Below are 12,194 nucleotides of genomic sequence, written 5' to 3' on the forward strand. Positions count from 1 at the left end.
CAGCGCACCGGCGTCGGACGACGGATTGCCCCCATGACGTCTGGGGAAATTGCCCCGCCAAGCCCTCGGGCCTCACCCGTTCTGCGTCCCCGGCTTTTTTCCGAACAGTGATCGCAAGCCCTTGATCTTGGTGATCACCAGCTGGCCATTGCGCTGCGTTCCGTCGCCGGTCAGCTCGATCGGTGTCCCGCAGTGGTAGGCCAAATTAAAATCGTGGAAATCACGGAATTCGATCTCCACGCGAACCGGCAATCGGCCCGGGACGTCGACGTAAAAGATCTTGGCTTCGTTTAAGTCCTCGGACAGCCTCAATCGCCCCTGGACCGTGATCGTTCCCGATTCGTAGCGCACCCAGCTTTCGAACGAACGCTCGCGGAACGGCGTGTAATCGGATCCGTCGAGCCCGGGCAAGGGCTGATTGGATTGCCCGAACGAATCGATGTTGATACCGAATTTCTGCAACAAGGCCAGGTGAAGCCGACCGAGTTGTTGATTTTCGGCATAGCGAACATAACGCCCGGTCTTCAATCGGCCGCCGCCCTGACCGGCCAGGATGATCGGCACCCGTTTGACCGTGTGGTTGTCGCTGTGTCCCATGCCGGAACCGAACAACACAAGACTGTGATCCAACAAGGATCCGTTGTGGTCCTTGTAAGATTTCATTTTGTTGAGCAAGTAATCGAATTTTTCCATGTGCCAAAGGCTGATCTTTAGCAACGCGTCCAGGTTGGACCGTGAAAAGTTCCGGAAGAAGTGCGACAGGTAGTGATGCTGTTCTTTGATGCCCAGGAAATCAAAGATCATCCGACTGTTGCTGTTGCCGAGCATGTAGGTGACGCACCGCGTCGAGTCGGTCCAGAGCGCCAGGGCGATCAAGTCGATCATCGATTCGACTTGTTCGTTCAGGTTGGCCGGGGCAAGCGGCCGCTCGATCGTCGGAATCGGGATCGTATTTTTCGTTTGCTGCAGATTGGCGATTCGCTTTTCCGTTTCGCGAACGACGCTCAGGTACTGATCCAGCGTTTGTCGATCTTCCAGACCCGCACGGCGTTGCAGTGATCGGGCGTCCTCGGCGACGCGATCCAACAGGCTGGTCATTTCGGCACGTTTGGCCGGATTGGACATCGGGTTTTGAAACAGCCGGTCATAAATCAATTGCGGATCGCTCTCACGCGGGATCGCATCTCCGTTTTGATCGTATGAGATATAGCTGCATCCGAATTGATTGGGAAACAGCCCTTCGGTGGTCAATTCCAACGATCGGTGCGCGGTGTCGCCGCCGATCTTGTCGGCGATCAGTTGGTCGATCGACGGAGTTTTGGTGCTTTGATGATGACCGCACAGAAAACGCCGCGTCGAATTGGCGTGGGAGGAAAAACCAAAATCGCCCATGTTGTCCAGAATCAGCAGGTCGTCCTTGTGCTTGGCAAACGGCTGCATCAACGGGGACATGCGAAAATCAAACTCGGTGCCTCCGTTGATGTTCCAGCTGGGCGGGTGCACGCCGTTGGGCTTGAACAGCGTCACAAACCGGAGTGGCGGCGCGTCGTCGATTGCCCCCGACGCCGAGGATTCCATCAGATTCAGAAACGGCAACGGCAACAGTGGGCCCGCGGCCCCGCGAAGAAACGTGCGTCGATCGATGTGCCACTTCATGTTGATCCCTACTGGCTGGTTGTCGTTTCGCCCGTCGCCGCACGGCTGTCACTGTTTTGATCACTGCGAATAAAGGTCTGACGCATCGGCAAACACGTGCAAACTTCATGGATCAGATCGCGAAACGTTCCGTCGGATTGCAGCAGCTTGGCAAGGATCCGATCCACGGTGGGACGGTCATGATACTCGAGTTTGCGACACAGGGCGTATGCCAAAAACCGCTCGACGACATTTCGGATGACCGGTTCTTTCTGGCTGGTGGCGAGAATCTGTTTCAATTCCTCGAAGTCAGTGAAGCTCTCACCCGAAGGCAGTCGCCCGCTCGCATCGATCTGTTCCACATCCACCGCCGCCTCGTTTTTCCGACGTTTGTTGCCGGGTTTCTCCACAAGCAAATGCGCCCCGGAATCGTCGTAGTACTGCAGCGCAAAACCGAGTGGATCGATTTTGTCGTGACACACCGCACACGTCGGGTTGCTGCGATGGATCTCAAAGCGTTCTCGAAAAGTCAGGTTTTCGCCACGCCGATTGCTCGGCACTTGACCGACATTCGCTGGCGGTTCGGGCAAGTCGTCGCCGAGGATTCGCTCCAGCATCCAGGTCCCGCGCAAGACCGGACCTCGGTTCATCGCCAACACGCCGGGAATCGTCAAGAATCCGCCACGATGGACACTCTGCACCAAGTCGATCTTCTGGTTCGGCAGCCGCTCGACCTCAATCCCCTTGCCCTTTTTGTACGCAACCAACTGTCGACGATCCCCGGGGTAGTACTTCGCCGTATGCGCATTGACGAATGCGACGTCAGAATCAATCAGTTCCAAGACCGGCCGCCCTTCGGTGAACAGATAATGCAGGTAATCGATGGGCTGGCTTTTCAACGCATCGGCGACCGGAGGATTGTTCGAGACCTGATCGATTTCATCCAACGAAAACCACTCGACGCCCAGGTGTTCGGCCAAGCTTCGCGACTTGGGCGAGGCAAGCATGCAGTCGATTTGTCCTTCCAGGACCGACGGGTCTGTCAGCGACCCGGCCGCCGCCAGACGCATCAGTTCTTCATCCGGCATGTCGGCCCACAGGAAATAGCTGATCCGTTCGGCCAGCTCGAATGCGTCGACCGGCTCAATCCGGTCGCGTGGGATCTGCATCATCAATCCCCGATAGAAGAATCGAGGTGACATCAGAACCGTCTTCAATTCCTGACGGGTGACCCGCTGGAGTTCACTCGATGACGCGGCGGCGAGATTCGCCAGCGAACGAGCGATCACGTCGTCGCTGATGTGGCGTCGATACGCAGCCTGTGCGATTCGGCGTAGCAGCGTTGCCGCCTGCTGGTGTGAAAGCGTCCCGTCGGTCTCTGAACCGATCAGCCTGTTTAATTGCGGATGACCGCCGGCTGAGAACAGTTTTTCAATCGCGAAATCGACCAGATAAGCATATTGATCCCAAACCACGGTGGTCAGCGGGTTCCCCGAGGTGTCGTTCTTGAAACCGGAGGCACCCGGCGGATCGGTCGGCAGCAATTTCATCACCAACGACTTCTCCGAAATCGTCTGTTCGGCTTCGATGATCGCCACATCCAATGAAAACCCGAACACGCTGTGCAGGGTGTTACGATACTCGTGTGCCGAAAGCCGGCGGGGACGAAAGTGTCCCGGGTGTGCCTGGACGGAGTCGACGAATCGGTTCTGGTACCAGCGGAGGATCTGCTCCTTTTCCGCTTCACTCGGCTGCGGTTGGTCCTCCGGTGGCATGACGGAGTCGCGGATCAATTCGGTGGCCGACTCCCAGACTTCGAACTGGTCGAGCGCTTGTTGCTGGGTCCGGATCTTGAGCAGATCGACATCGCCGCTGACATCCTCGCCGCCGTGGCAGCTGAAACAATACTTCTGAATCAGCGGTCGGATCGTCGACTCGTAAACCGTCTCGGCGCGGACCGGACGAATAAAAACGAGGAGGACGGCGGCGCAGAACAGGCATGCTGAACTTCGCTTTGTTGATAGCGTCATGATCATCCGAACGGTTTTCTCGCTTTCGCACGGCTGGCGTCGCGGTAGCGGCCGGGCGTCTGCTTGACTTCGCGTTTGAAGACGACACTGAAGTACTCGGCGTGCTTGAAACCGGTCAGCCGCGAGATCTTGACCAGACTCAGCTCGGTGTCACGCAGCAACTGGCAGGCGCGTTTGATCTGGACGCGTCGGATTTCCGCTTGGGGTGAACGTCCCAGGTATTGACGAAAGCGACGTTCCAAACTGCTCCGCGCGATCGGAACCTCGGCCAAAATGTCCGAGACCGTCAATCCTTCGCAGGCCCGGAAACGAATCATTTGAATCGCCGCGGCCACGTCTTCATCGTCGATCGCCATCACGTCGGTACTCAATCGCTCGGCGATCCCCAGCGGTGCGATCTGGACATGCAGCTTATCCGGCGTTTGCCCGCGCATCATTTGGTCTAGCATCACCGCCGCTTGATAGCCAATGCGTTCGGCCGCCGGAATGATGCTCGAAAGCGGCGGGTCACAGAAATCGCACAGGACATGATCGTTGTCGACGCCCAGCACTGCGATCTCATCGGGCACCGACACCTTGGCCGTTTGGCAGGCTTCCAGGATGTGTTGTCCGCGAAAGTCGTTGCAGGCCAGAATGCCGATCGGACGCGGCAGACTTTTAACCCAGGCAACGATCTGGTCTTGCTGCTGTTGCCATCCGCCCTGGCTGGCCGATGACCAACCGGATTGATGCACGTGCACGCGCTGCGGATCCTCGACGCCACGTTCGGCAAGTCCGGCGAGGAATCCGGTCAGCCGCTGGGACGACCAATGGTGGTCGCTGAATCCCGCAAACGCGAAATGTTCGATGCCCTTGTCGGCCAGATGCGATGCGGCGAGTCGGCCGATCGCTTCATGATCGTTGATCACCGAAGGCAGGGTTTGGTCGTCTCGAATGTCGCCCAGATTGACCGTCGGAATCCCGGTCTCGCGGATGATCTCGATCATCTCGGGCGTCGTGTCACGGGTGATGATGCCGTCGCCATCCCAGGACCGAAACCAGGCCGGCGGTCCGGCCATCAGCTCACGCAAGTCCAGTTGCACCGACCAGGGTTGTCGTTCGATCCGGTAACGGCTGATCCCTTCCAACACGCTGCGTCCGAACGCCATCGTCGTTTCGACCAACAACAACACCTTGGGGCGTGCGTGGCCGCTGCCCGCTACCTTGACGGCTTGAGAAGCCCCGTGCTTGGGGAGGCCGTTTGAGGCGGCGTTGGAAGGCGGGACGGGCATTGCGGAGCCGGATTTCGGTGAATCAGAGTTGCAAAACGGACGGGGATTCCTGGCCCGGGCAGATCCTTTACCCGTGGAATATCTCTCAATCCAGGCCCCGATGCAATCGTTTTGTACGCCGACAAAGCGATAAACGCTCGGTTTTTCCGCCTATTCCTCAAGGAACCCGCCTCGACAGGCTTGGGAACAATTCTTTAAGTGCCTCCACCCAGGAGCTGGACAAAAAGCCTCCCTCCTTGTCTCCCTCTCTCCTTGTCTCCCTCTCCCTCCCCCTACCCCAGCGATCCGGCGAAGACCTTTTCCAATCCGCGTTTGGCGGTGTCGGCGGCGTCGCTGCTGATCACGGCGTTGACTTGCAATTCGCTGGTGCTGATCATGTCGACGTTGATGTCCGCGCTGGCCAGCGTTTCGAACAGCAGCGTGGCGACATGGGTGTGGCTGCGCAGTCCGATCCCACTGACGGTGACTTTGGCGATTTCGCGGACGCCTTGAACGCCGCGCATGCCGTGTGAGGCCGCGATGGCTTCGGCGACTTTCAGACTCGCCTCCAGCGCGTCCTGGGGGACGGTAAAGCTGACGCTGGTCGATCCGTCTTCGCCGTCATATCCCTGGACGATCATGTCGACCGAGATACCGGCCGCGCCGATGCGTTCGAACATGTCCGCCGCGATCCCCGGTCGGTCGGGGACCCCCATCAACGTCACCCGAGCTTGGTGATCGAGCACGGAGATACCGGTCAACGTCAACGCTTCGAGGGCATCATCGCGGAGCCGGCTGATCAACGTTTCCACTTCGACGCCTGCTTCCCGGTCGGCCTTGATCTGGCTCCACGATTTGGCGTCATCGGGTTTCTCGTGCAGTTTAAATCCTTCATGGACGGCGCGGAGCGCGATCGATGCCTGGTCACGCGGCACCAACGCACTGATTTTGATTTCGCTGGTGGTGATCATCTGGATGTTCACGCCCGCCCCGGCCAATGCGCGAAACATTTCGCTGGCCACACCGGCTTGGTCGGGCATGTTGGCCCCGACGACGGAGATTTTGCTGACGTGATCATCGTGGGTCACGCCTTCCACACCGATCGCCTCGATGACCGGCGCGAGCGCCAACAGGGTTGCCTGCAGGTCATCGCGTCGGACGGTGAAGGAAACGTCCGCCTTGCCGCCGTCCCCGATGTTTTGGACCACCATGTCCACGGCGATCTTTTTCTCCGCGATCGCCGAAAAGATCTGCAAGCTCATGCCGGGAACATCGGGAACCCCCAAGACCGTCACACGGGCTTCGTCGGGGGTCATCGCGGCTCCGCTGACCGGCGCGGTCCCGGACTCCTGCTCGGTGACGATCATCGTCCCTTCGGTGTCCGAGAAACTGCTGCGGACGTGAATCGGGACACCGAATTTTTTGGCGAATTCGATGCTGCGATTGTGCATCACGCTGGCGCCCAGGCTGGCCAGTTCCAGCATCTCGTCATAGCTGATCACATCGACGCGACGAGCTTCGGGCAGCAGTCTCGGGTCGGTCGTGTAGACACCGTCCACGTCGGTGTAGATTTCGCAGGCGTCGGCTTTCAGCACCGCGGCCAGCGCGACCGCGGTCGTGTCGCTGCCGCCGCGTCCGAGCGTGGTGATGTTCAGGTCATTGTCGATCCCCTGGAATCCGGCGGCCACGACAATCTTGCCTTCGTCCAACAGGCGTTCGATGCGTTCGGTGGAGATCGAACGGATGCGAGCTTTGCTGAAACTGCTGTCGGTTTGCATCCCGATCTGACCGCCGGTCAAACTGACCGCTTCGCTGCCGAGCGCGTTGATGGCCATGGCGACCAGGGCGACGCTGACCTGTTCGCCGGTGCTGAGCAACATGTCCATTTCACGTGCCGGCGGATTGGGGCCGACTTCTTGCGCCAATTCCAACAACCGGTCGGTGTTCTTTCCCATCGCGCTGACGACCATCACGACACGATGGCCTTGGCGTTGGGCACGAATGGCTTTGCGCGCCGCGGCGCGGATCTTTTCGACATCGGCGACACTTGTTCCGCCGAATTTTTGAACAATCAGAGACATGGGGTGTGGTTTTAAAAAATGCGGTGTCGAGCGGAAAAGGGGTCAGGTACCAAAAACCAAATGGCCCGCAGGGTGCTTCGCATTTTTGGTACCTGACCCCTTTTCCGCGGCACCCTAAGTTAAAGAGTTGACAAAGAGCTAGCGGCAGATGAACGCATCCATCAAATCCCAGCCGTGGTCGAAGCGACGCCCAGACGCTGCGGCTGCGATTTCGTCATAGGTCGTTTGCGAATCCGATTCGATTCCCGTCCCGGCCATGACCAACGGGACCATGCCGTGGGTGTGTTTTTTGGTACTGCAAAACGTCGGGTGATCCGGAGTGACCAGAATCCGGTGGTCACCGTATCCCGCAAGCGCCTCGGCGAGTGGCCCGACGATGTGGCGATCGATTTGCTCGAGCGCTTCGATCTTTGCGTCGTGACGCCCTTCGTGGGATGCTTCGTCGGGGGCTTCGATGTGCACGCAGACCAGGTCGTACTGTTGCAGTGCCTGGATCGCCGCGGCACCCTTGGCCGCGTAATCGGTGTCCAGGTAACCGGTCGCCCCTTCGACTTCGATCCGCGGCCATCCGGCCAGCGCCGCGATCCCGCGCAACAGATCCACTGCCGTGATCATCGTGCCGCGAACGCCAAACCGTTCTTCGAAGGTGGGCATCGACGGAGCCCCGCCCAGGCCCCACAACCAGACGTGCGTCGCGGGGCGTTTGCCGGCGGCCCGTCGGGCCTGGTTGACCGGATGATCGGCGAACACGTCGGCCGAACCATTCATCAACCGGACCAGCAGATCGCTGCCGGGCCCGCGCGGGAAATCGTCGGTGACGGACAAATCGGTCAGATCGTGGGGCGCGGTCGAACGCGTCTCGGACGAAAACGGCGGCGGCGTGTTTTCGTCGCCGCGGTAGATCAACAGATTCCGATAGCTGACGCCGGGGACAAACTCAAAACGACCGCCTTCGGACCCCAGCAGGGCCTCGCCGGCGGCGGCCAGCAGTTGCCGAGATTCCTCGGTGCTGATGTGATCGGCGGTGAAGTCCACCATGATCTGGTCTTCGATCGTCACCAGGTTGCAGCGGACGGCAAAATCATGCTTCCCCAATGTGATCCCGCTGGCGGCCGCTTCCAACGGCGCCCGTCCGGTGAAGTACTGGTCCGGGTCGTAGCCGAACAAGCACAAATTGGCCACTTCGCTGCCCGCGGGAAAGTGTGCCGGCGTGTTGTTGGACAGGGCACTCGCCCCGCTCGCCGCGACCCGGTCCATCGCCGGAAGCGCTGCCGCCTGTAGTGGTGTTTTTCCGCCCAACGCCTCGATCGGTTCGTCCGCGCATCCGTCCGGGATGACGATGACATATTTCATGATGTTTCGGTGGGGGGTTCGGGAGACCGGTGGTGTAAAGGGAATGCCCACTAGTTTCGTTCAGAGACGGGAATCTCGGAAGGGGACTGGTGCTAGGCCTCGTCTGCCAATTGATTCAGCAGCGCGACGCCCTTGGCGATGGTTTCGTCCGAGGCCGCGAAACTGATCCGGAAATGGCTGTCTCGGGCGCTAAAAATCTTGCCCGGAATGATCAGCAAGCCCCGCTCGATCGCCTTGTGGACGAACGCTTCGCCGCCCGCGTCGCCGGGCGCCTTGGGGAACAGATAAAACGCACCACCGGGACGCGTGAATTCGAATCGGTCGGCCAATCCGTCGCAGATCAAATCGCGCTTGTTCAGATAGTCATCGATGTGGCCTTGCAGGTTGACTTCCATCGCACGCAAGGCACCCCACTGGGCCGGTTGGGGCGAGCAGACGAATGAGTACTGTTGGATTTTCAGCATCGTCGCAATCACTTCGCCGGGGCCGTGGACGTAACCGACGCGCCAACCGGTCATCGCGTGGCTTTTGCTGAACCCGTCGATCACGATCGTGTCCGGGTTGAACTGGGCCGGTGACACGAAGGCGTCGTCGTAATGAAACCGCGAGTAAATCTCGTCGGAAATCAACGCGATGTTCTTCTCCGCCGCCAATCGGGCGACCGCTTCGAGCTGCTCGGCCGTCGCCGTGACCCCCGTCGGGTTGGCCGGGCTGTTGAGCAGAATCATCTTCGTCTTGGGCGTCACCGCCGCCGCGATCGCGTCGGGATCGAGCTGGAAACTGGGGTACGAATCGATCGGCACCGCGACCCCGCCGCACATCTTCAACAGCGCCGGGTACATCACAAAGAACGGGTCCAAGTAAATCACTTCGTCCCCCGGATTGATCATCGACAGCATCGACAGCATCAGCCCGCCGCTGGTGCCGCTGCAGACGAACACCTCGCGGTCGTCGTGGCCGTACCGCGAGTCGATTTCTTGTTGCAGTGCCGACCGCAACGGCCCGATGCCCTGTGTCGGCGAGTAGGCGTTCTTGCCGCCACGGATCGCATCGATCGCCGCATCCTGGACCGACTCCGGAACCTCAAAGTCGGGTTGCCCGATCGAAAGATTGATCGGATCCTTCAGCTTGGCCGCCAAGTCAAAGACTTTACGAATCCCGCTGGCGTCAAAGGTCGTGGTTCGGTCGGCGATCCAAGGATGCATGGCTCTGCTATGCTCTGAAAAATCGGTGGCGACGCGGCGTCAAGCGTCACGTCAAAAGAAACGAAGATTGATTCTAGACGAGAGACGACTTGTGGCCGAGGTGCTATACGTAGAACCGGTGATTCGGTTTTGTGCGGTGATTTCTGGCGACGCCCTGGTTCGGCGACGGGCGATCGAGCACCTGGAAAACCACTGGGGCGAGATTTTCCATCAATCCGGCCCCCTGCCGTTCGAAGCCGGCGGCTACTACGCCGAATCGATGGGCGAGCGACTGCAAAAAGAACTGATCGGATTTCGCCAGCCCCGCGACGCAGCCGAACTGGCCGACTGGAAACATTGGACCAACACGGTGGAAACGCAGTTCGCCGCAGCCGATTCCGCAGCGGATTCCGGACCGACACGCCCGCTGAATCTGGATCCCGGCTACATCACCCAAGCCAAACTGGTCCTGGCGACGACCAAGGACCGCGATCATCGCGTTTACCTGCGCGACGGGATGTTCGGCGAGATCACGCTGACCTACACGGCCAAACGATGGGTGCACCATCGCTGGACCTACCCCGACTACCGGACCGCCGCAGTGGCCGAGTTCGCGACCGCCTGCCGCAACCACCTGCGAGCATTCTTGCAAGGCGGTATGGGTTTTCGGCAGCGCGGATGAGTCGGGTGAGGCTGGGGATCACGTGTTTCATCCCGGAGGGCTCGCGCCCTGCCGCTAACACGAGAAGCCACTTGCCCCAAAATGGCTCCCCTCTCCCCCGAACAAGCCTCCTGGTTCATTCGAATTGATCGTGTGCGTCAAGTGATCTTAAAATGCGAAAACGTTGCAACGAGGAAAGGCTTGTTTGGGGGAGAGGGGCCGGGGGTGAGGGGGAATCCGCATGACGAATCGACGATGCCATCACAAGGGCACCGAGTATCCGATAGGTCCATACAACATTGATCAATGCTGCGTCGATTTGAAGTCGTTCGCATTCCAGGGTACGACACTCCGCCCGGTCCAGCCGGCATTCGAGAGCGTATCGTTGCCGCAATCCGGCAACGTCGCACAGAATATATCCCCCTCACCCCCAGCCCCTCTCCCCCAATTTCTGACTCGCTTAGGCTCGCCAGAAATCGGGGGAGAGGGGAGCCATGGTAATTCATGTTCGCTTCTCAATTTAGTGGTATTCGGCTCGCGCCCTGCCGCCAACACGAAAACCCTCGAGCGATGGTAGCGGAACGGCGCGAGCGGTCCGGTGACGGCGCGAAGGACCGGAGGGCTCGCGCCCTGCCGCTAAACGATGTTCTACCGCTTGCCATTCGGGCCCGCAGGCCTGCTATCGCGAGCGCACCAACGCAGCCAAGTCGATGTTCTGCTCTCGGACGATCGTTTCGATGTCTGTCAAAAAACGATCCGCATCGACGGGGTAACCCGCGGTGGGACGCAGCGGTTGTGGTGCCAGGTCGGCGAAGTACGCGTTCAACGATTCCATCGCCTTTTCCCTGACGTACTTGGCGACCATCGATGAAAACGCCACCGGCGTGAAGGAATCACCCTTGACCGTAAACCGGATCGTGAATTCACCGTCATGGTAGGGCACCGCGTAGCAGCTTTCGTCTTTCGATTCCGCGATGACACGAACCAGCGTGCCATCGAAGACTGCTTGCAAGGGGCCGGCGTAGTAGCGGCGTCCGCCATGTCGGTCGCAATACACCGCGACCGGTTCGTCGGCGGCGATCGTCAGCTCGCCGAGCAGATACTTCACCAACTCCAGCGTGCTCTGTGACAACAAGTCCGACTTGTTCGATCCCCCGCAACACGATCGGTTGAAGGCCGCCGCGGTGATCACGCGTGTCTTGAGTCCGACCAGCCTGGCCGGACCGGACTCCCAGGCGGCGATCAACGGATTCGCCTGACCCGTTTCGATCGTCTGTTCCAGCAGACCCGCCAGCCACGGTGCCGCACCGATCGAGTCTCGGTCGTCAGCCGCCAGATCGCCGACAAGGTCCAATCGCTCGTCGGCCAATCCACACCAGCGGGCGCCGGCCAGCGTCACGCATTCCAGTTTGCCGTACCCGCCTGATTTTTGGGTGACCGACTGGGGCTTGAAAACGGCCTTGGAATCGTTGACCACGATGCGTCTGCCATCGACCATCACGGGTCGGGCGACGGCCGAGAATGCATCGTGCAAATCAGACGGGCCCGCAGGGTCGACGGGAACCTGCCAGGCGGAAGCCGCGACGACAAGCGGCCCCAATTTCGGACCATATCCGGCTTCGTCGGTTGCAATCAGGATCATCGGGAACGGTGTTGGAAAGGGGGGGCGTTTGCGCGGGACGTCGATTCTTTTACCGCAGGATTTGGCAACCGATTTAGTTTCTCTCCCTCTGGCAGAGACGGCGTTTGCGCAGCAAGCAAACGCCAGAGAGGGCCGGCGGCTCGCAAAAGTTTTGACGACTTCCGCGACGATCTACTCCGACATTTCTACAATCGACGTCCCCTGCAAAGGATATCAGCCGAATCGATCCTCCGGCCAGCACGCGGAGAAATGATCGATGTTAAACTAGTGCTTTGTCAGCTTTCAATTTTCGAGCCTGCGTTTGTCGAGCGGAAAAGGGGTCAGGTACCAAAAACCAAATGGCCCGCAGGGTGCTTCG

At 59.7% G+C, this 12,194-nt stretch carries 8 protein-coding genes; 1 reads left to right on the top strand and 7 read right to left on the bottom strand.

The window, feature by feature from the left end; genetic code table 11:
- Positions 1 to 72: 72 nt before the first annotated feature.
- The 6 genes from Enr13x_RS26815 to Enr13x_RS26840 all read right to left on the bottom strand — a co-directional run bounded on the left by Enr13x_RS26815 (position 73) and on the right by Enr13x_RS26840 (position 9,554).
- Positions 73 to 1,656, bottom strand: coding sequence for a DUF1552 domain-containing protein (locus Enr13x_RS26815; protein ID WP_145389999.1), 1,584 nt, complete (start codon positions 1,654 to 1,656; stop codon positions 73 to 75).
- An 8-nt stretch (positions 1,657 to 1,664) separates the two neighbouring features.
- The gene (locus Enr13x_RS26820; protein ID WP_197455379.1) at positions 1,665 to 3,665 is read right to left on the bottom strand and encodes a DUF1592 domain-containing protein; all 2,001 of its coding nucleotides are present in this window, start codon (positions 3,663 to 3,665) and stop codon (positions 1,665 to 1,667) included.
- 2 nt (positions 3,666 to 3,667) lie between these two features.
- On the bottom strand, positions 3,668 to 4,936 hold the full coding sequence (locus Enr13x_RS26825) for a XylR family transcriptional regulator (RefSeq protein WP_145390001.1): 1,269 nt from the start codon (positions 4,934 to 4,936) through the stop codon (positions 3,668 to 3,670).
- Between the two features lie 272 nt (positions 4,937 to 5,208).
- Positions 5,209 to 6,996 carry an aspartate kinase gene (locus Enr13x_RS26830; RefSeq protein ID WP_145390002.1) on the bottom strand — a complete coding sequence of 596 codons (1,788 nt, stop codon included), beginning with the start codon at positions 6,994 to 6,996 and terminating at the stop codon, positions 5,209 to 5,211.
- A 138-nt stretch (positions 6,997 to 7,134) separates the two neighbouring features.
- Entirely contained in the window at positions 7,135 to 8,349 is a 1,215-nt protein-coding gene (locus tag Enr13x_RS26835) for a cofactor-independent phosphoglycerate mutase (RefSeq protein WP_145390003.1), read from the bottom strand.
- A 92-nt stretch (positions 8,350 to 8,441) separates the two neighbouring features.
- The gene (locus Enr13x_RS26840; RefSeq protein ID WP_145390004.1) at positions 8,442 to 9,554 is read right to left on the bottom strand and encodes a pyridoxal phosphate-dependent aminotransferase; all 1,113 of its coding nucleotides are present in this window, start codon (positions 9,552 to 9,554) and stop codon (positions 8,442 to 8,444) included.
- Positions 9,555 to 9,645: 91 nt separating this feature from the next.
- On the opposite strand from Enr13x_RS26840, the gene Enr13x_RS26845 reads away from it, so the two are divergent.
- The gene (locus Enr13x_RS26845; protein WP_145390005.1) at positions 9,646 to 10,215 is read left to right on the top strand and encodes a DUF4416 family protein; all 570 of its coding nucleotides are present in this window, start codon (positions 9,646 to 9,648) and stop codon (positions 10,213 to 10,215) included.
- 658 nt (positions 10,216 to 10,873) lie between these two features.
- On the opposite strand, the gene Enr13x_RS26850 is transcribed toward Enr13x_RS26845, so the two are convergent.
- Entirely contained in the window at positions 10,874 to 11,836 is a 963-nt protein-coding gene (locus Enr13x_RS26850; protein ID WP_145390006.1) for a hypothetical protein, read from the bottom strand.
- Positions 11,837 to 12,194 lie beyond the last annotated feature (358 nt).

Source organism: Stieleria neptunia (genome assembly GCF_007754155.1).
Classification (GTDB): Bacteria; Planctomycetota; Planctomycetia; order Pirellulales; family Pirellulaceae; genus Stieleria; species Stieleria neptunia.

Bases quoted from the DNA above. Each gene is read 5' to 3' on its own strand.
- Enr13x_RS26820 (WP_197455379.1), bottom strand. From the start codon at position 3,665: ATGACGCTATCAACAAAGCGAAGTTCAGCATGCCTGTTCTGCGCCGCC.
- Enr13x_RS26835 (WP_145390003.1), bottom strand. From the start codon at position 8,349: ATGAAATATGTCATCGTCATCCCGGACGGATGCGCGGACGAACCGATC.
- Enr13x_RS26815 (WP_145389999.1), bottom strand. From the start codon at position 1,656: ATGAAGTGGCACATCGATCGACGCACGTTTCTTCGCGGGGCCGCGGGC.
- Enr13x_RS26850 (WP_145390006.1), bottom strand. From the start codon at position 11,836: ATGATCCTGATTGCAACCGACGAAGCCGGATATGGTCCGAAATTGGGG.
- Enr13x_RS26840 (WP_145390004.1), bottom strand. From the start codon at position 9,554: ATGCATCCTTGGATCGCCGACCGAACCACGACCTTTGACGCCAGCGGG.
- Enr13x_RS26830 (WP_145390002.1), bottom strand. From the start codon at position 6,996: ATGTCTCTGATTGTTCAAAAATTCGGCGGAACAAGTGTCGCCGATGTC.
- Enr13x_RS26825 (WP_145390001.1), bottom strand. From the start codon at position 4,936: ATGCCCGTCCCGCCTTCCAACGCCGCCTCAAACGGCCTCCCCAAGCAC.